The organism is Paenibacillus sp. USDA918EY, assembly GCF_009870825.1.
GTDB classification, from domain to species: Bacteria; Bacillota; Bacilli; order Paenibacillales; family Paenibacillaceae; genus Paenibacillus_AQ; species Paenibacillus_AQ albilobatus.
In genome coordinates, this window is the sequence record NZ_WTWY01000005.1 from 299,446 (window position 1) to 318,203 (window position 18,758).

Annotated in this window: 16 protein-coding genes; 1 reads left to right on the forward strand and 15 read right to left on the reverse strand. The window is 50.8% G+C overall.

Going from position 1 to position 18,758, the window contains the following annotated elements; genetic code table 11:
• From GQY55_RS13465 to GQY55_RS13515, 11 genes are all read right to left on the reverse strand, one after another.
• The gene (locus tag GQY55_RS13465) at window positions 1-1,689 is read right to left on the reverse strand and encodes a vWA domain-containing protein (protein WP_160042129.1); all 1,689 of its coding nucleotides are present in this window, start codon (window positions 1,687-1,689) and stop codon (window positions 1-3) included.
• Window positions 1,690-1,701: 12 nt separating this feature from the next.
• Complete coding sequence (locus GQY55_RS13470; RefSeq protein WP_160042312.1) at window positions 1,702-2,430, reverse strand: hypothetical protein; 729 nt, start codon at window positions 2,428-2,430, stop codon at window positions 1,702-1,704.
• A gap of 468 nt (window positions 2,431-2,898) precedes the next feature.
• Window positions 2,899-3,183, reverse strand: coding sequence for a DUF4183 domain-containing protein (locus tag GQY55_RS13475; protein ID WP_160042131.1), 285 nt, complete (start codon window positions 3,181-3,183; stop codon window positions 2,899-2,901).
• Window positions 3,184-3,344: 161 nt separating this feature from the next.
• Window positions 3,345-4,058 carry a DUF4183 domain-containing protein gene (locus tag GQY55_RS31795; protein ID WP_268895014.1) on the reverse strand — a complete coding sequence of 238 codons (714 nt, stop codon included), beginning with the start codon at window positions 4,056-4,058 and terminating at the stop codon, window positions 3,345-3,347.
• Window positions 4,059-4,630: 572 nt separating this feature from the next.
• Window positions 4,631-5,110 carry a hypothetical protein gene (locus GQY55_RS13485; RefSeq protein WP_236575590.1) on the reverse strand — a complete coding sequence of 160 codons (480 nt, stop codon included), beginning with the start codon at window positions 5,108-5,110 and terminating at the stop codon, window positions 4,631-4,633.
• Window positions 5,111-5,225: 115 nt separating this feature from the next.
• Window positions 5,226-6,986 (reverse strand): ABC transporter ATP-binding protein, encoded by a 1,761-nt coding sequence (locus GQY55_RS13490; protein ID WP_160042137.1) that lies wholly within the window; start codon window positions 6,984-6,986, stop codon window positions 5,226-5,228.
• A 281-nt stretch (window positions 6,987-7,267) separates the two neighbouring features.
• Window positions 7,268-8,287 (reverse strand): 2,3-butanediol dehydrogenase, encoded by a 1,020-nt coding sequence (locus tag GQY55_RS13495; protein WP_160042139.1) that lies wholly within the window; start codon window positions 8,285-8,287, stop codon window positions 7,268-7,270.
• 21 nt (window positions 8,288-8,308) lie between these two features.
• A complete protein-coding gene (locus tag GQY55_RS13500) occupies window positions 8,309-8,911 on the reverse strand; it encodes a TetR/AcrR family transcriptional regulator (RefSeq protein ID WP_160042141.1) in 603 nt (200 codons plus the stop codon).
• A 370-nt stretch (window positions 8,912-9,281) separates the two neighbouring features.
• Window positions 9,282-10,817: a hypothetical protein gene (locus GQY55_RS13505; RefSeq protein ID WP_160042143.1), complete on the reverse strand. Its 1,536-nt coding sequence runs from the start codon at window positions 10,815-10,817 to the stop codon at window positions 9,282-9,284.
• Window positions 10,818-10,978: 161 nt separating this feature from the next.
• Window positions 10,979-11,620 carry a deoxynucleoside kinase gene (locus tag GQY55_RS13510; RefSeq protein ID WP_160042145.1) on the reverse strand — a complete coding sequence of 214 codons (642 nt, stop codon included), beginning with the start codon at window positions 11,618-11,620 and terminating at the stop codon, window positions 10,979-10,981.
• A complete protein-coding gene (locus GQY55_RS13515; protein ID WP_160042147.1) occupies window positions 11,617-12,243 on the reverse strand; it encodes a deoxynucleoside kinase in 627 nt (208 codons plus the stop codon). Before GQY55_RS13515 ends, GQY55_RS13510 begins: the two co-directional genes overlap by 4 nt.
• 299 nt (window positions 12,244-12,542) lie before the next feature.
• On the opposite strand from GQY55_RS13515, the gene GQY55_RS13520 reads away from it, so the two are divergent.
• Window positions 12,543-14,033 (forward strand): stalk domain-containing protein, encoded by a 1,491-nt coding sequence (locus GQY55_RS13520; protein ID WP_160042149.1) that lies wholly within the window; start codon window positions 12,543-12,545, stop codon window positions 14,031-14,033.
• Between the two features lie 93 nt (window positions 14,034-14,126).
• Here GQY55_RS13520 and GQY55_RS13525 read toward each other — a convergent pair whose 3' ends face one another.
• The 4 genes from GQY55_RS13525 to GQY55_RS13540 all read right to left on the reverse strand — a co-directional run bounded on the left by GQY55_RS13525 (window position 14,127) and on the right by GQY55_RS13540 (window position 18,603).
• The gene (locus GQY55_RS13525; RefSeq protein ID WP_160042151.1) at window positions 14,127-15,242 is read right to left on the reverse strand and encodes a Ger(x)C family spore germination protein; all 1,116 of its coding nucleotides are present in this window, start codon (window positions 15,240-15,242) and stop codon (window positions 14,127-14,129) included.
• The gene (locus tag GQY55_RS13530) at window positions 15,239-16,333 is read right to left on the reverse strand and encodes a GerAB/ArcD/ProY family transporter (protein WP_160042153.1); all 1,095 of its coding nucleotides are present in this window, start codon (window positions 16,331-16,333) and stop codon (window positions 15,239-15,241) included. Before GQY55_RS13530 ends, GQY55_RS13525 begins: the two co-directional genes overlap by 4 nt.
• A gap of 33 nt (window positions 16,334-16,366) precedes the next feature.
• Window positions 16,367-17,785 carry a spore germination protein gene (locus GQY55_RS13535; RefSeq protein WP_160042154.1) on the reverse strand — a complete coding sequence of 473 codons (1,419 nt, stop codon included), beginning with the start codon at window positions 17,783-17,785 and terminating at the stop codon, window positions 16,367-16,369.
• 119 nt (window positions 17,786-17,904) lie between these two features.
• Entirely contained in the window at window positions 17,905-18,603 is a 699-nt protein-coding gene (locus GQY55_RS13540) for an FHA domain-containing protein (protein ID WP_160042156.1), read from the reverse strand.
• Window positions 18,604-18,758 lie beyond the last annotated feature (155 nt).

Genomic DNA, 18,758 nt, shown 5'->3' on the forward strand with positions numbered 1-18,758 from the left:
TTACATTTGAACGTTAAACAGGTTTCCGATCTTGTAGACGACGTCGTCGGTATCCGCATTGATGCTCGCCGCCTCGTTGATGCTCGAAATGCTTTGGAGCGCTTTGATGTTGGCGTTGTAACCGATCGTGTAGATCGGGATTTTGTACGCTTCGATCAATCCTTTTACGTCTTTGAGCGTGTGGCCTTCATTCGTTTCGCCGTCGCTCAGGACGAAAATAAGCGGCTTGCTCGACGGGTTTTCCGCCATATAATCCTGCAGCATCTTGATCGCAACGACGATGCCGTCGAAGGTAGCGGTCCCTCCGTTCGCCTGCAGGCTTTCCACCGCGCCGACGAACATCGATTGCTGGTTGGTATTGTATTTTCCGACCGGCAAATTGATGGTGACGTCGCTGGAATAGGAGACGAGACCGATGCTGTTGTCCTTGCCCAAAAATTTCTGGCCCTTCAGCAGCGATAATTTCAATCGGTTCAAAGGCTCTCCGGCCATGCTGCCGGAAACGTCGGTGACGAACACGGCCGCAATCGGTTTATTCCCGTTTTTCTTTTCCTTCCACAGCTTTTGCGCCGCGGTCAGCACGTCTCCGCCGACGACCGGAAGCTCGGATTTGTAATCCTCGAGGCCGTTAAAGCCTTTTTTCTCCGCTTCTTTCTGATATTTTTCCTGCGTGACGAATTCGCCGAACTTTTTAATGATATTCAGCTTGTTCTGAGGAACGTCCCCGATGGCGTACAACGGGCTGTCATGTCTTACTCCAAACGGGGTAAACACATATCCGCCCTTCAGATCGGGGGCATTCGCAAACGTCTGGTATTCCAAAACGAAACCGTCGAGCATGCCCGATTTGGCTGCGTCGCGCATTTGGATCGTCGTCGAAGCGGTAAACGGCACGTTCGCCTGGAAGTTCTCAAAGCCTTGGACCGCCTTTTCGCTCAAAAGATTTTTACTGTCGAACGTATACAGCGCGGTAACCAGGAAGTTCAACCCCGTAGAGCTTGCGAACGGATCGGTATACCCCATCGAAAACTCGTTGTTCGCGATCGCTTCGGTAACGGTCTTGACATTGACGGCTCCGTATTTTTCGACAAGCGCGTCATGCTTCGCCTTCGATAAAACGATGCCGGGGACGTTGCCGACAAGCCTTTTGGAGATCAGCTGCGTCTTGATGCCGCTCGCCTTCACCATTTCGCCCCATAGTTCATTGGACGGCGTAAACGCGTCCGGCACGTACTTTTTCGATTTGATGTAATCGACGGCGGTGCCCGATGCGATGTTCCGGATTTTGACCGAGGCGGGTTTACCGTTTACGACAATGCCCGCTTTGTTGAATTCGGTGGCGGCTTCGGTCAGCCAGCCGTCAACGCCCGTCCCCGCCTTTTCGATCGAGGAAAAAATCTCCACGAAATTGTCCGGCGTCGTGTTTTTGACGGTGATCGGGAACTTGGATATTTCCGGCAGCGATTCGCCGATATCGATCGGGTTCAAATCGATTTGCCCTTTGACCGGGGTATCGGTTTTTACCGCGATATTGGAGTAAAGCTTATTCAAACGTTTGGCCGCATCCTCCGCCGTAACCTGCATTTTCGTTTTGCCGAAATTGGAGGTCATGCTCACTCCTACGTATACCAGTACAAAAACGATGACCAGAATGATACCGGAAACGAGAAAAAATTTTTTTCTTGCCATTCATTGCACCTCTCACTGTTTATAAAATTTGGTCTGTTTGATTAACGAGTCAATTTCCTGCATGCACGGCATGTTGTCGATATCTCCCGGTTCAAAGCTGTCCAGCCGGGATATTTCGATGATCAGCTTATCCAGCTTCAGCAAAATTTCCTCGTTCGTGCTTAAAGAGTTTTTCATGAAAGACAGATACTCGTTGTACACGTTCATCTTTTCCTGAAGGATTTCCTGCGAGAACTTGGACTGCTTCCCTTTCATCATGCTAAGATACTCGGACTCGTCAAAGACGCTTATCCTGCTCAGCATACTTTTGACGTTCAAATAAAACAGCTTTTCGACCTCGTAGGTTACGGACGAAAACTTTTTATGGCTTAATTCCCCTTGGTCAAACCGCTGGTTGATGATGTTCATCAGCGTGGTTCTTTTTTTCTTGATGCGATCCAGCTGTTCCAAGGCCAGCGTAATGAATTCCTCCAGGGATTTGACCTGCCGGTACCGGTTCAGCGCTTCCACGTAGTCTTCATGCGTGCTGATCTCTTTGACGGGAATGACGGCCGGCGGCTTGAAGAGCAGCACATAACTTCCGTAAAAGAGGATTATCGCGCTTGCGACCAGCAAGGTGATCCCGAATGCCGTCGCAAAGGCGCTGCTTCCGATCGAAATGCCCAGAAATCCGGGTGAAAGCACCAGAATGTTCAAGATTACGATCCCTGCCACAAGTCCCAAAAATTTTATGTACTTCATTCGATCCAATCGTCTACCTCCTCTGCTTCCTTCAAAAACGCCCTGAAGTACATCAGGCAAATCCATGTGCTTTCGCGTTGTTAACGGCAGCGTGCTTTTGCTATCCAATTCGGAGGGCGGTTATGCGGCAAACCGTTTTTCTTCCCCTTTTCCTTATGTACATTTGGCACCGAATAGTTCTATTGCGCCAATCCTTTCATCTTTTCCTATACCTACGTAGCATTTTCGAATAGGTTCCATTTCGCAAACGATTTTCCCCTCCAAGTAAAGCGCTCACATCAGCCCGAATTACCGCATCTTTTGAAAATTGTACCATATGTCATTGTTGCCGTGAACGATAAAAATGAGCGATTTCGAAAGCTTCCTCCCTGCAAACCCCCGGCCAAGGAAAAAAGAACCCGCTCTGGACAAATACAGAGCCGGGGCTTTAAGAAAAATCGGTGAACCATGGATTCGTTCAATTGTTCCTTAAGATACGACAAATTGCACGATGATCGGTGTTCCGGGATCCAGCGCATCGCCTCCGGGGATCGTAATCGCGGTCGTCGTCACAGAGGACGTATCCGCGGTTTGCATCACGCCGTTTACGTAGAGGTTATAATAGCTGTACGTTCCGGGAAATGCCGTCGCGGCAGCTCCGGTATCATTGGTGAAGGCCGTTGCCGCGATCGCGAACGTCGCCCCCGTCCCCGTCCCTGCGCTAATCGTAGAAATGAATCTTCGGCTGTTTTGATATGGCGTTACGAGTGGCATGTTTCTCACCTTCCTTCTTTCTTGGGGAACACGCGTGTTTTCGAATCTATGCTTATCATTCCTCGGTGATGAGAGACTTTAAGCATCAAATCTTGCATGATTCCCTGATTTATTAAATGCAGAAAGCAAGGAAGGTGCGAGGGCAAAACTACTAAAAGTTGCTAGACTACGACATTGGCGGTCAGTTGAATCGTTTCCAGGACGATCGGCGTGCCGGCGTAAATGGTTGAGTTTTGGGGCGGGAAAAACAATTGGGAAGGGCTCGCAAGATACAGATTCCCCGGCTGAAGGATTCCGTTGATGTAGAGGTTGTTGAAACCGTCCGATCCGAAGCCTGAAAATTCCGTCACCGGATCCCCCGCGTCGTTCGTGAACAAACCGGCTGGAATCGCTGCCGACTCCGTTAAATCCAGATCGCTTTCCGGAGCATAAAAATAACGGTTTTGCGTTGGCGTAACCGTAATATCCGGGATGACCACCGCCCCGGGAGGCCCTTGCGGTCCTGTTGGGCCTTGAGGGCCCTGCTCCCCTCTCGGTCCGGCTGGACCTTCGGCGCCTTGCAAACCTTGAAGACCCTGCTCTCCCGGTGGACCCTGCGCCCCTTGCGGACCTTGGAGCCCCTGCTCTCCCGGTGGACCCTGCACACCTTGCGGACCTTGGAGACCCTGCTCTCCCGGTGGGCCCTGCACACCTTGCGGACCCTGGAGTCCCTGCTCTCCCGGTGGGCCCTGCACACCTCGCAAGCCCTGGAGTCCCTGCTCTCCCGGTGGGCCTTGCGCCCCTTGCTCGCCTTGAGCTCCTGCCGGCCCTTGTAATCCGGGAATGCCTTGCGCTCCTTGCGGGCCGGCACGTCCCTGACCTGGAGGTCCTTCCAATCCGTCACCTCCCCTTCCCCCTTGCGGTCCGGGAAACCCTTGGCCCACTTGGGGACATTGAACCCCTTGAGGGCCTTGAATCCATTGGGCGCCTGAAGGGCCCGAAAGCCATGGAGCGACGCGAGCATCGCATTTTCCCGCGAATCCGGCGTTCATAAGGGCTCTAACCTGCCGCAGTGCCGCCCGTAACAATTGCTCGGCAACCGTTGCCGTGCGGGTTTGTAGTTTCCGCCTTCTTTTGGCTGAACATGGATGGAGGGAACCGCGATAGCCGGATGAAGGCCTTTTCCGGATAGCCTTTTTACATTTGTATGCCGCTTTGGTTTTTGGCGGACATTTGCCGTTTCTTTTCCATCCGGCACTTCCGTTTTTTCGCATTTTCAAACGTTTCATGCAAGTCACCTCCCTTAAGGCGCAAAAAATGTGCATATGCCATATCTATATGACAAATGCACACCCTGGGAGTGGACGAATGGCCCGATTATGTTTTTCTCGATTCATCTCAAATAAAAACGGGCTGCTGCCTGGTAGATGAGCAGAGCCCATTAATCCCCTTCTTCCGAACCCTCATATCAGTTTTTCCACGGATCCTCGATTTCCTCCCATTGCTGTGTAAACACATCCAATTTAATATAAATTCTCCGATGATCTTTAATGACATCGCCGTAAATGAAACCCTCTCCATACCCTCCGGATACCCATTGCTTCCGGTCAGTTGTCATTCCGCTGGTTTTTATGGCCTGATCAGCGAGTTTCAAAATGACTTTCTGATATTGTTCACCGCTGACGATCTTATCCAGATCGGGTGCGTCCTTGATGAGCAGATTCCACAACGGGCCGCCGGAGACTGCATCATATACGGTTCCGGTCATGGCGTTCACCCCATAACTTAACCCATTGGAGCTTGGTGCTTCCGGCACGGACCAGAACGTATAAATATGCCCTTTTCGTGCCATTTTCCAGCCATCGATATTCACGTGTTCCGCCATCAGCTGCCGAACCTCTTTTTCGTTCAATGGCAAATGCGTTGACGGATGCCAACTTCCTGCCATCGAGCATATCAACAGAATCGATATCAGTATGCTTTTCACGCTTCCCCTCCTTTTTAGCGTCTTTTATTGATGATTTTACCAGAGCAGCCCTTAAGCATCATTAGCAAACTGTAGTTCAGCTTTCCACCAACGTCTCTTGCTCTTCATTCATCAACTGAGCCTGATACAGCTCCTGATATCGTCCGCCTGCTGCCAGCAGCGCGTGATGTTTCCCTTTTTCCACGATTTTTCCATGCTCCATGACTAAAATGAGGTCGGCATGCTGCACGGTAGACAGGCGGTGGGCAATAACCAGCGTCGTTTTGCCGACCATCAGCCGCGAAAGCGCGTCCTGCACCAGCCTCTCGGATTCGTTATCCAAAGCGGCGGTGGCTTCATCCAGCAGCAAAATCGGCGCATCCCGCAAGATGGCTCTGGCGATTGCAATCCGCTGCTTTTGTCCGCCGGAGAGACGGGAGCCCCGTTCCCCGATTTCGGTGTCGAAGCCTTCCGGCAGCTTCATGATAAAATCATAGGCGTTTGCCTGCTTGGCGGCCGCGAACATTTGCTCATCATCCGCAGTCGGGTTCCCGTCAAGAATATTGTCCCGAATCGATCCCGTAAACAAAACGGATTCCTGCGGCACGAGCGAAAAATAATCTCTGTATTCCCGCAGCCCGATCGCCCCCCGATCCTTTCCGTCAATCTCAATGGTGCCCGCCGTTGGAGCATATAACCCGAGCAGCAATTTGAAAAGGGTAGACTTCCCGCCGCCGCTTCCGCCGACGATCGCCACCGTTTGGCCTGCATGCACCCGAAAGCGGATATCATGCAGCGCCAATTCGTTGACATCTCCCGTATATGAAAAACCTACGGATGAAACGTCAATCTCGCTGAAGGAAGACTTGGCCCGGCTTGGCGTCGGCAATTCGGCATATTCCTTGGGCGCGTCGATCACCTGAAAGATTCGGTCCGCCCCCGCCAAAGCCTGCTGCATGCTGGACCATAACGCCGGCAGAAGAGCAAACGGGTTAACCAAATAATTCATAAGCTGAATAAACGCAAGCATCGCGCCGACTTCCAGGCTGCCTTTGGCGACAAAATATCCGGCAAGCAGGATCGCGATCATAAAGGTCGCAATGGCAATCACTTGCGAAACGGCACCGGCAGCCCCTTGGGTCTTGCCCTGGCTCTGCTCGATTTCCGCGATATCCGTACTGAATTGCCGGTACTGCTTGGAGATCTTTTTTTCCAAGCCAAAAATTTTGTACAGCACGCTGGCGCCAAGCACGTCCTGCAAATAAGAGGTTCCCCTCCCCATCGCCTCCTGCAGTCGCGCTCCTTTGATACGCATCGATTCCCCGAACATTTTTCCTGTCAGGATCATCGCCGGACCGACGCAAATGGTGATCAACGCAAGCGGCCAATGTATATTCAGCAGGTAGATAAATGCGCACAAGGCAAGCAGCGGATTTCTGAGCAATCCCATCACAATATTGCCGGCAGCTTCGCCTACCGCCTGATTGTCGCTGGTGAAACGGGCGAGCAGATCGCCGGTGTGGGTCCGGTCATAATAATCCTGATGCAGCCGCAAGGCATGGTCCATCGTGTCCAAGCGGATGTCGTTCCTAACTTTTACTGAAGCTTTTTGTTTCAAATATGTATCGAAAAAAGAAGTCAAGCTGGCGCCAACCAGGATGATCGCCCCGATCGCGACAAGCGTCGGCCAGCGGTCAATCTCGAACTTCACCGCCGCGTTTGTAATCTGGGACAAAAACCAGGCAACGGAAAGATCTAAAGCGATGCCCGCCAGCATGGTCATGATTAACCCGGCATAGAGGAGTTTATATTTGCCCATATATTTTAATAGCCGGAAAAATACACCCTTACTCTTCATGCAATACCTCTCTGCTCAAATATGTTTTGTTTTCGGTTTCTATGGAAGCGTTTTCGATTGTCCGATCCTCCCTCCCCATCCTTCTTTTTCCACCGCTTTCGATTATAATCCAAAATACGGAAAGAGGATATATGTGTTTCTTGTTTTGAATCATGCCCGTTCCGGCGGGAGTTCGAAGCTTTTTATCAAAAATGACACAGCCCTCGAATAAGGTGCTACAAATGCAAAAAAGCCGAAAACGGATCCGCTGTCCGTTCCCGGCATATTTGTGATTTGGATGATCACTTGTTCATATCAACGAGAATTTTGCACTGCTTGCGGTCCTTTGTCAGCTGTTCAAAGCCCTGCTCCACGATATCGTCCAGCGCAATCATGCTCGTGATTACGGCGTGGCCGTCGATGCGGCCGCTGGCGAGCAGTTGAATGACTTCAGGGAACAAGTTGTTGTAGGCATAGGAACCGCTGATTTTGGCTTCGGTTTTTACGATGACGCTTGGGTTGAAGGTGACGGGTTTTTCCCAAAGGCTGATAATTTTGAACTCTCCTCCGGGTCTAACCGCGTAAATGCCGGATTCAAAAGTCGCTTGCACGCCTGCGGCATCAAACGCGACGTCTACGCCCCCGTTCGTCATTTCGCGTATGCGTTTGACCGCGTCAACTTCGACCGGATTCATCGCATGGGTGGCGCCAAGCTCCAGCGCTTTCTCGCGGCGTTCTTCCGATACCTCGACGACGAAAATTTGGCCGGCGCCCGCAGCTTTGACCGCTTGCAGCAGCAAAAGCCCGATCGGGCCGGCACCGAAAACCGCCACGGAATCGCCCAGATTGAGTTGGCTTTGGCGAACGGCATGAACGGCAACGGCCGTCGGTTCAACCAGCGCGCCAAGCTCCAGCGGCATGGAATCGGGGAGAATAAACGCGTTTTCTTCCCTGACGACCGCATATTCCGCAAATCCGCCCGACAATGTATACCCGTACCCCTGGGAATTGGTGCACAAATTGGCCATGCCCCGTCTGCAATTGGCGCAGCGACCGCACGGAATCAACGGTTCGACCGCAACCCGGTCCCCGACTTTCACGCGGGTCACGCCTTCGCCGATCTCGGTGACGACGCCCGAAAATTCATGGCCGAGGACAGGCTGCTTGCGGATCGGATACAATCCGGCCAAATATTCGTGCATGTCGCTTCCGCAAATTCCCGCATAGGAAACTTTGACCTTGACGGTTCCCGGCAGCAATGCAGGAACTTCAGCCTCTTTGACTTGAATGTCTTTTACGCCATAAATATGTGCGGCTTTCATGATGTAACATCTCCTTGGAAGTCATTGCTTGATATCGATACCCAGTCCGTTAAATACAAACCTTACCGTGAGCTGCGCCGCTTCGGCCGGCGTCATTTCCCGCTTGTCCTCCATCGGATTCAAATACGGATCGGGCATGGAAGAAATGATCGTTCCCATCGTAAAATTCACCGCAAATTCGAGCGAAGGAAAACGAATCGCCCCTCGATTCATCCCTGCTTGCAAAATGCTCCGAAGCTGCTCCCAGGTTGGAAAAATGGCGTACGTCAGCTTCTCCACCCTTGGGCTTTTCATCATCAGCTCCTGCTGGAGAATGCAAATCAGATACCTTTCTTCATACCGGTAGTCCACGAATTTCTCGATAAATTCGCGGAGATCCGCGACCGGATCGGCCAAATCGTAATGCATTTTTGCAAAGTAGTGCCGGAGCGGCTCGAATAAGGCATAAAACACATTTTCCTTGCCTCCGAAATGGTACGATACGAGCGCAAGCGATACGCCGGCCTCATCGCATATTTGCCTCACGGTCGTTCCTTCGAATCCTTTTAACGCAAACAGCTTTTTGGCCGCCTGCAAAATTACGGTCTTCACGTCTTTCCCATTCATTTCATCTTTTGGACTCATGGCGATCACCCTACCTGTCATCGTTAACATCTATCCGTTTGAACGTTTGTTCAAATCACAGTATGAATAACGTACCATTCGGCAGCCGCATCGTCAATGCTGATAGCATCCGATGGGTGAACGGTATTCGGATCGCGAAACGCGCGAATCGGCAAATTCGCCGGCATCCGGCATGAATCGAAATGGCATGAATTGGTGTAAACCATTGTTTTGAACGATCGTTTTGAACACTCGTTTAACATGGATTATTGTACACCTGTGTCTGAAACGTGTCAACGCTTTCGCAAGGCGAAACAGCCCGTTTCTTTATCCATAGAAAAAGACGCCCGTCATCCGGACGCCTTACGGCCTTCATCCTTTTGCATCGTCCTTAAAATTCGCGAAGCTCGTCAAACCTTTCGAACAGCATTTGGCCATCGATGCCGATGTTTGCGGACGCCAATCGGTTTTGTACCGTTTGAAGCAGTTCGGACAGCACCGTAAAAATTTCCTCGCGTTCCACCGTTTCGATCAAGCCGGTCCGCCGATCCATCTTATTGAACGCTTCCGTATAGTCTGAGACGATCGCCAACAGCTCCTGCTTTAATACGGTAACATCGGTGGCTCCGTCCATCGTATTGCCTGCGGCGGAGTTCATGGCGGCAAGCGTCTTTTTGTATACGGCGGCCGCTTTTTTGGCATGGGCTGCGGTAATATGTTCCCGTCCGTCCCAATCGCGGAAAGGGTTCAGCATATTTTCCTGAAGCCATTCCGGCTTGCGCGGCTTGGTAATGGCGAGGCTCAGGCCATTGGCCGTTTCTTGCTTGTATTTTTGTTTCACGGCTTTCGCCGTTTCCGCCGGCAGGCTCGTCAACCACAGCCAGGTCAAATGCTGCAATTTTTCGGGTCCGGGGAACTGTTCCCCGGTAAAACCAAACAGATCGTACGTGCTGAAATGCGTCAGACCGGATAGCCTATCGAGGCATTCCATATGGACGATGGTTCCCGGCTTGCCCCACAGCCGCAATTCGTTAAGCTCCGGGTAGGCGTCGATGACTTTTTTCAGATCCAATTCCTTGATGCCCTTTACATGGAGGGACCCAAGCCGTTCAAGACCGCGGCCGTACGGCTTTCCTTCATAAAACCCGGCCGTGATCCATCGGCCGTCTTCATGGGCATGCACCACGAGTCCTGCCGCCTCGGGGCCGGTTAAATGGAGCTCCTCGACGTTTGGACCCAAATACAACTCTTCCAATTCCCCTGCCCGCAAAATAACGCGTTCCAACCCGCTGTGTCTTACATCGATTGTTTTGCACCCATGATTCTCCCACTGCAGCTCGTTAATAAACGGGTTACAGTTAACGTAATGCTGAAGGTCCGCATACGTTTTTTTGGCAATGATTCGGGTAAGGCACGGCAAATTGTCCAGCTCCGACCAATCCTTCAGGCTCTGCAAAACCTCGTCGTCGATCACGTGGGTCGATCTTCGCAGACGTTGTCCGCCCACCTTGATCAACGTATCGTCATTCGCGGCTTCCTTGAACGCTTTGCGGCGATCTTCAGGAATGCGATCCCATTTCCGCTGCCTGTACAAGCTGCTTCCGACGTTCCAGCTTCCGTAGCCTCTTGTCCCGGCGTCCGTCTTCGGAGGAACGTTTCCGACCTTGATATAGGGCTTGGGGACCTTTCCTTCGACGTAATTGAGCTCAAGTTGCTTGTTCCAAAAATAATAATCTGCATACAGCGGCTTCATTTCCCGAACTTCGTCCTCGCCGGGCAGTTCCTCGTCCGCCCAATCCAGCTCCAGCAGTGCCGCCAAATTTTGCGATTTGCGACCTCCCGCTTTGATTTCGATAACTTGGCAGGCCGCGTAGCCTTGCAATTTTTCGTCGTACACGCAATATACGTCCCCTACGTACGGCTTCATTCCATCACCCTTTACGTTAATCCTTGTCTTTCCAATGTACAATGATTACTCGAAAAGAACAATGAAGCGAAAGAACAAAACTGGAGGGCCTGTTAGACAGTCTCCCGAAAAAAAAGAAAGCGGGCGCTTAACAGCCCCGCTATCTTACTCGGATGTCTTGATTAGGAACGACGAATGATTTCTCCTACCTTCTTCAATATGCCGGACATCGAATCGGGATCATGCACGTCGTAATCGTCAATGTTCAGGCGAAGCACCGGACAGGCGTGGAATTCGCCGATCCAATCCGAATATCTTTTATGCATATGTTCCCAATAGGACACGTCGGTTTGGATCTCCATCTCGCGTCCACGCTCCTGGATTCGGGCCAGGATGGACGGCAAACTTCCTTCCAGGTAAATGAGAACATCGGGATGCGGAAAATACGGCGTCATTACCATCGCTTCAAACAAGCTGGTGTATGTTTCGTAATCGATTTTGGACATCGTCCCCTGGTCGGCGTGCATTTTGGCGAATATCCCGGTGTCTTCGTAAATGGAGCGGTCCTGAACGAATCCGCCGCCCATTTCAAAAATTCTTTTTTGTTCCTTAAACCGTTCGGCCAAAAAATAGATCTGCAAATGGAAGCTCCATCGTTCAAAATCATGGTAAAACTTTTCCAAGTAAGGATTATGCTCTACCTGTTCCATGGACGTTTTAAAGCCCAATTGAGCCGCAAGCGCTGCGGTAAGCGTCGATTTGCCTACGCCGACCGTTCCTGCGACCGTAATGATTGCGTTTTCCGGGATATGGTATGAATTCATGACAAGTTCTCCTTTAACTGAGAGACAATCTCTTCGAATTGGTTTTTGTTTTGGACAAAATCGACCCGGTTGGCGTCGACCGTCATGATGATCGTGGAAGGTTCGCGATCCGCAAGCGACGTCATCGCCGCTTCATAATCCTCGATTAACTGCGCCAGGTAACCCGGATCCATGTCTTGCTCAAACGGACGCCCCCTTTTGGCGATTCGACGCTGCAGCGTCTCAAGACTTGCTTTGATGTAAATAATGATGTTCGGTTTGGGCAAATCATCCGTCAAAATATGATAGATTTGCTCATATTTATCCCGTTCGGCTCCGCTTAACGTTCTCCGGCTGAAGATCAGGTTTTTGAAAATGTGGTAGTCCGAAACCACCGGTTTCCCCGCCAAAATGTAGTCGTTAACCGTCTCTTTCAGCTGTTTATACCGGTTGCAAAGGAAAAACATTTCGAGCTGAAAGCTCCAATCGTCCATGTTTTGATAAAATTTATCGATAAACGGGTTTTCCTCGACGATTTCCTTCACGACCGGAAGCCGCAGACGTTCGCCAAGCATCGAGGCCAGCGTTGTTTTTCCGGCCCCGATCGGCCCTTCTACGGCAATAAATGGCATATTTGTTCTCATGTAAGCCGACTTCCTCCCCCATCCGTTTGAAACCTTCTATGAATCTTCTCTATGAAATGGACGAACTCATTGTAACACAGCATCGCCCAGTTTCTCACCGAAACTTTTTCCATGAACACGTGACAACTTTTTGCATCAGCCGGGCGAGAGGCCAATTTTTTATGAAGAAACATGAAACATTTTACAATCATAACCGTCTTATCATTGGAATCTTCCACAGGTTGACTCCGACCCGCGGGGATATGGCACGGCCATTCCTCATCATTCCTAAATGAACTTGAAGGGAGATGTCTTGTAACATGAAAAAATCCATTGCACTCTTGTCGCTGGCGCTGGGTTTGACCGTTTCGGCCCAAGCATCCGCCGCGGAGGCGAACGCAAATTCAGCCTCGAACATCGTTTCCTACGGAACCGATTCCCTTGTGAAAAAAGACGGCACGTTCTGGATCTGGGGGCCGCAGCAGCCCGTACCGACACAAATCCCCGAGCTGACCGGAGCGGCAAGCACGTTTGGATTCCATATGGTGGAGAAACAGGACCATTCGGTGTGGCTCTGGGAGACGAAGCCGTTAAGCAAGACGGTGACCGTAAAACCCGTGAGCGGCATCAGCAACGTGACGAAAATCGAGGGTTATGGGCCTGCGCTTGCCTTAGATCGTGACGGCAACGTATCGGCTTCGGTTAAGACGGCTGAAGGCTGGGATATGACGCATTTTGAACCGGTGAAAGGCATCGACCATGTGTCCGATGTCGAAAGCTACTATGAAATGAACGACAAGACCGGCCAAGCCCGCCGCATCTTTTTGAAGACGGACGGTACGGTCTGGACAAATACGGATTCCGAGCCATCCCTCACCCCAGCCAAAAATCTCGATAACGTCGTTCAAATCGAAAAAAATATCGCGCTGAAAAAAGACGGCACGGTTTGGACCTGGCCGAAAACCTTTAAAGGCACGGGCAGCCTTCCGAACACGGTGACCGCAACGCAAATCAAGCCATTAAACCAGATTAAAAGCATTTGGCAAGACGCAAACTCCTCGCTGGCCATCGACAGCCAATCCCGGCTTTGGTTCTGGGGAGCGATCTTAACCGGCTATTCGGACGGACCCGTGTACACGGACCTTCCCGATCCGGTTCTCTTGACCGGCGTTAAAAACGTCAAAGAAGCTTATGTCGTTGAAGATTCGATCGTGGCTTTCACGGGGGACGACAAAGTATACGCGACTTCGATCAAACGGAACAGTATGCCCTCCAACGCCTCCTTTAAGCTGCTTGCTTCGGACGTTGCTTCCGTCAAAAACGGCTACCGCCATATCATCATGCAGAAAAAAGACGGCACCCTTTGGGGTTGGGGCGTCAACAAAAACGCGGAGCTTGGTTACGGGGATTACGAGTTCATGCATCAAACGCCTGTTCCCGTGCAAAAGCCGATATCCGTTTCCTTGAACGGGGAAAACGTGCCTTTGGCCAGCGGCGTCATTACGCGCAACAGCCAAAACTTCGTGCCGCTGCGCTCCGTGTTCGAAAAGATGGGAGCCGAAGTTTCTTACGATGAAAAGAGCAAACAGGCCACAGTGTCCCGCAAGGAAGACGGCAAACCCGCCATTTCCATCAGCGTCAACGTAAAAACCGGAAGCATTACGCTGAACAACGCTCCGATCACGATCGAAAACAAGCCGTTTACCGTGGATGGAACGGTGTACCTGCCGCTCCGCCTGATCAGCGAAAAGCTGGGCGCCACCGTCAATTGGCTTCCGGACCAGGAACGCATTTCCATCCAAATGAACTGATTTTCGTTTTATAGGCGCAATTACGCAGCAGCCAACGGTCAAACGACCGGTCTCCAGTGCGGTTTTATCGCTTTTCACCGGGATCATTCTGATTCAATGGATGATCCCGGTGTTTATGATGGATACTTGGACGCTCGTGTGGAACCGAACCTCCGAGAAATCCTTGCTCCACTTCTTGCGTTTCCAATCGTTGTTATGGTAGGCGATCAACTCTCTGCCGACGCCGAAAATATCGCAATTCGCCTTCTGCAGATCCCGTACCACGCCACGCGCTTGATCCGTCAAAATCTTGGAAAGCTCCTTGTTCACCGTGAGAATCGATTTTTCATCCAAAGGCTGGGTGCCCGTATATTCTTCGATGATCCCCTTAAGTTTGATGTTTAACTGAACGTGAACCTCCCCGTTTCGGGCTACCGTAACCTTGAATTTTCGTTTCACCTTTTTTTTGCCGACGTTAAAACTGATGTCCCCATGAAGCGGCCCGTCATCGATTCTTTTGGTAAAACGGGCGTTATCCCCCGAGTGCCCCTTGAGCAAAACCAGCATGATCGAATCTTCGGTATTCAACGTACCGCTGAATTTTTGATCGTCAAACAACGCCACGCCTTTGGCGATGATTTCTTCCCCTTGCAAATCGATGTACGGCAGCGCAAAATCCTGTCCCGGATCCTCCAACGCCCTAAAAACCGTATCCATGGTCTCGGGCGGATAAAAAAGGCTCATTTTCTCCAAGCTGTTGATTTTCTGGATCAGGAATTCGCCGATTTTCAATTCGCCGACCTCTTTTTTATTGATGATATCCGACGCCGCCCCGTCGGTAATGACCAACCGTACGTTCGAGGTGGGATTGTCGGGGTCCCGGAAATTAACGTCCATGGGAGGTTTCAAGCCTTCCATCGCTAGGCTTTTCCCGATGATTTGGATGCCGTTTTTGATCACCCTCATATTCCCTCTTACCCTGCTCCGCAATTCGTTGCTTGCTCCGCGCGTCGTGATCCCTTCCCCGCTGTGGATTTCATTTTTCGTGCCGGACTGCTCCGTTTCCGGAGGAATAATAAGCTCAACCGTTTCCTTGATTCTCTTGTCTTTTGTGAGATCGAACCCGATGCTGTACGCAAGAGTCAAGTCCTTTAAATATTCGCTGTCCCAGCAGCCTGACAACACCGCAACCGACATCGTCCCAGCCAGCAGGATGACGGATCGTTTCATGCGGTTCTCCCCCTCGTTTTTTTGATGAACAGCGATCCGATCATCATGAGCAGCGGGAGGATAAACACGAAAAGATAGGCCGCGTAATCCGTCACAACTTCCAAGCGTTGATTGGCGATCGGCGTTGCCGGAATGAGGCCGATGGCAAACACCGCTGCAATGACAAAAGGTACAAATATCCGATGGTCTTTTTGTTTAAACAATTGCGTCAACCCGATCGATGCGGAATACGTATAACTGGTGATCGAACACACGATGATAATGGACCAAATCGGGAGAAATAACACGTCTGCCCGGTCGATGATGTAAAAGTTCAGCGATTTAACCAAATATAGAACGGGTTCAGGAATTAACCGCAGCTGCCCCGTATTGAATACCATCTGACAAGTGCAAACCACGACAGTATAAAACAACGTGACGAACAAATTCGACATGCTTACCACCCGAAGCTTTTTCTTGTCCGAAGCATCGATCAGAGGGAAAATGACAAGAATGACCTCGAAACCATACATGGAGACCGTCGTATCTTTCAACGCCTTCAAAATGTTCCAAATGCCCGCCTCCAGCAGCGGAAACATATATTCAAGACGGGCTTGCATCAACCCGTAACTTACGAAGATGATAAGCGGCAGCAACAAAAACGACGATAAGGCATAGAAACGGGCCAGGACGGTCAGCTTCTCCTTTGCCAAATAATAGCTCATGATCGAAAACAAAGCGAGCAATATCCAGGTTGGCGTCGCATCCATCATCCAGCGCTGCAGCACACTGACGGCACTGATCATCACGTTGGCTCCGATCAGGATGAAATAGGCGATGTAACAAACAATCAGCACCCTGCCGATGGCGGGTCCGCAAAGCCGAAGACAGATTTGAAACAGATTCAGTCCCGGAAACTTTCGAAGAAGCCCCCAAAACATCAGAAGAATGATCTGGGTAATCACACCGGTCAAGATCATCGTTATGCCTCCGCCGCCCCTTGCGGTTTCGTTCAGCTTGAAGGGAATCGTAAGAACCCCCACCCCGATCTGAGCCTGGATAATAAACAGGAACAACTGCCGGGCCGACATCATTTTTTCAGTCCGGGTCATCATGATCCTCCCTTCATGGCGGCATGCATGCGGTTATTTATTGGAGCCTTGCCCTTTTTTGCGTATGATCCAAATAGGGAATCGCAAAAACGTATCTTTTAACCCTTTAAGTTTAAAAGGAGCAATCGGATAAAGATACGGCTTCCCGAAGGACTCGAGCTTGCACAGATGGATAAACATAATCGTGAGCCCAAACGCGATGCCGATATACCCGAATATGGCCGCAAGAAGCATTAACGGGAATCTGATAATCCGCAGCGCCGAACTCATTTCGTTGGACGGGATGAGGAACGAGGAAATGGCCGTCAGCGCCACGACGATGGTCATGGTATACGAAACCAGCCCGGCCTTGACGATCGCATCCCCAATGACCAAACCTCCGACGATGCCGATCGTTTGTCCGACCCGGTTCGGTAGACGAAGCCCCGCCTCCCTCAGGAGCTCGAAGATCAGCTCGAGAAACATCGCTTCGACGATCGGCGGATAGGGGACGCGCGTCAACGAACCTTGTACCGTAAAAAATAATTGAATCGGCAACACATTGGAATGGAAAGAAACCGTCGCGATATAAATCGCCGGCAGCTGAAACGCCGTGATAAAGCTAATAAGCCTGATGAAACGGACAAAAGACGCAATCATCCAGCGGTTATTGTAATCGTCAGGCGTTTGAAAAAAGGTAAAAAAGCATGCCGGCATGATCAGGGCCGTAGGATCGCCCTCCAGCATGACCACGATGTGTCCGTCAAGCAGGTAGGAGCACGTCCGATCGGGTCGCTCGGTATTCAAGTGCTGCGGGAAAATCGAATACGGATTATCTTCCATCATTTCCTGAATAAACCCCGTAGATATGACCGTGTCGAGCGAAATATGGCTTAACCTGCGTTCTACCTTTTGAACAAGCTCGGCGTCGCATAAATTTTGAACGTACAACATCGCAACCTTTCTCGGCACGGTGTTGCCGACGCTGTGATAGCGAACCGTAAGATCGGGGGAGCTGATTTGCTGCCGGATCAAATGCAGGTTGACGGTTAAATTTTCGATAAATCCGTTATGCGGGCCGCGCACGATGCCTTCGTTTTCCGGTTCGGCGATGCTTCGGTCATAAGTGGCCGGCGTCGTAAGCACATAAAATTCATCCCTCCCGTCCAACAAATATAGGCAGCTGCCCTGCATCAAACCCTGGATCCCTTGTTCAAGATCGCGGTTCAGCTCCATCCGCAACGTCGTGAACAGCTCGGAAAGGCTTTTGCCTTCGCCAAAGCTCATCGGCGTAATGATATTGCGTTCGATCAGGACGGGATCCACCAGCGACTCCAAATAGATCAAAGCAGCCGGCGTATCTTTAAACGGATAATGTTTTATTTTGAGATCATGGGTATCAAACAGCGCTTTTCGAATATATTCCGTATTTTGGTTCAGGTCGAGGGATGCATGCCGGGAAGATGGGTTCATGAGATTACCGCCTGCCTATGCGAAATGATGAATAATGGTAATTTCTCCAGCTAAGAGTAAAATATTCCTGCGCTCCGATGAATCGGCAACAAAAAAAGCCGCGATCGCGGCTTTTCCCGTTATGAATTTGATGCTTCCGAACCGGCGTAACTTTCCTCCCGTTTCATGTAAACGCCTTTTTTGTAAACGGACTTGATGACGAAGCTCGAACCCAGCTTTTTGTTCGTTCGGTAAATGAGCGAATTCACTTCGTCTATTCCGACGAGCTCGGTGTTTTCCATGCACCGTTCCGGCCATACCCGCTGCATGATTTCCTCTTTGGTGACGAAATGGTCTAGCCGGTCGTGCAGCAGCTTAAACAGCAGATATTCCTTTTTCGATAACGTCACTTGCTCGTGTCCAATCTGGATGCTTTGCAGGTGGTCGTGCAGCTGAACCTCCCGTTCCAGCAGATCGGAAACCGCATATTCCCGCGTCTCTTCAAGATCCCCGTCGAAATCCACCTGCAGCCTGACAAGCCCGCTTACAAGCGTCAACCGATCCCCGGGGGCAACCGGATATTTCCGGTGCGGAATCAGGCGTTGTCCGTTCAGTTCCGTGCCGTTTTTGCTCCCCAGATCTTCCACGTACACATCCTGGCGCACCCGGGATATGCAGCAATGGCGCTTGGATACGAGCTGATTGTAGATCGCCAGCATATCACCGCTTGAACGCGTATGCCTGCCGATCGTAATGCTTTTCCCCTGTTCCAGGTAAAGAAATGAACCATGTCCCTTTTGACCGGCGGTATCCAAAATGATTTTGACGATATCCGGCATGATTGAATCTCCCACTTTCCTATCCGAGATTATGGATGGCCCGGGAGGCAGCCATAATCAAAAATGATAATTTCATCAGATTTGCTCCATTGTTTGCCACACGGGCAAATTTTATAGTAAAAAAAACGCCTATCGACGCATTTCCTAAGAAGACA

What these genes read in the sequence shown, in the direction of transcription:
- GQY55_RS13465 (WP_160042129.1), bottom strand. Translation starts at nt 1,689, where the DNA reads ATGGCAAGAAAAAAATTTTTTCTCGTTTCCGGTATCATTCTGGTCATC.
- GQY55_RS13470 (WP_160042312.1), bottom strand. Translation starts at nt 2,430, where the DNA reads ATGAAGTACATAAAATTTTTGGGACTTGTGGCAGGGATCGTAATCTTG.
- GQY55_RS13475 (WP_160042131.1), bottom strand. Translation starts at nt 3,183, where the DNA reads ATGCCACTCGTAACGCCATATCAAAACAGCCGAAGATTCATTTCTACG.
- GQY55_RS13485 (WP_236575590.1), bottom strand. Translation starts at nt 5,110, where the DNA reads ATGGCAGGAAGTTGGCATCCGTCAACGCATTTGCCATTGAACGAAAAA.
- GQY55_RS13490 (WP_160042137.1), bottom strand. Translation starts at nt 6,986, where the DNA reads ATGAAGAGTAAGGGTGTATTTTTCCGGCTATTAAAATATATGGGCAAA.
- GQY55_RS13495 (WP_160042139.1), bottom strand. Translation starts at nt 8,287, where the DNA reads ATGAAAGCCGCACATATTTATGGCGTAAAAGACATTCAAGTCAAAGAG.
- GQY55_RS13500 (WP_160042141.1), bottom strand. Translation starts at nt 8,911, where the DNA reads ATGAGTCCAAAAGATGAAATGAATGGGAAAGACGTGAAGACCGTAATT.
- GQY55_RS13505 (WP_160042143.1), bottom strand. Translation starts at nt 10,817, where the DNA reads ATGAAGCCGTACGTAGGGGACGTATATTGCGTGTACGACGAAAAATTG.
- GQY55_RS13510 (WP_160042145.1), bottom strand. Translation starts at nt 11,620, where the DNA reads ATGAATTCATACCATATCCCGGAAAACGCAATCATTACGGTCGCAGGA.
- GQY55_RS13515 (WP_160042147.1), bottom strand. Translation starts at nt 12,243, where the DNA reads ATGAGAACAAATATGCCATTTATTGCCGTAGAAGGGCCGATCGGGGCC.
- GQY55_RS13520 (WP_160042149.1), top strand. Translation starts at nt 12,543, where the DNA reads ATGAAAAAATCCATTGCACTCTTGTCGCTGGCGCTGGGTTTGACCGTT.
- GQY55_RS13525 (WP_160042151.1), bottom strand. Translation starts at nt 15,242, where the DNA reads ATGAAACGATCCGTCATCCTGCTGGCTGGGACGATGTCGGTTGCGGTG.
- GQY55_RS13530 (WP_160042153.1), bottom strand. Translation starts at nt 16,333, where the DNA reads ATGACCCGGACTGAAAAAATGATGTCGGCCCGGCAGTTGTTCCTGTTT.
- GQY55_RS13535 (WP_160042154.1), bottom strand. Translation starts at nt 17,785, where the DNA reads ATGAACCCATCTTCCCGGCATGCATCCCTCGACCTGAACCAAAATACG.
- GQY55_RS13540 (WP_160042156.1), bottom strand. Translation starts at nt 18,603, where the DNA reads ATGCCGGATATCGTCAAAATCATTTTGGATACCGCCGGTCAAAAGGGA.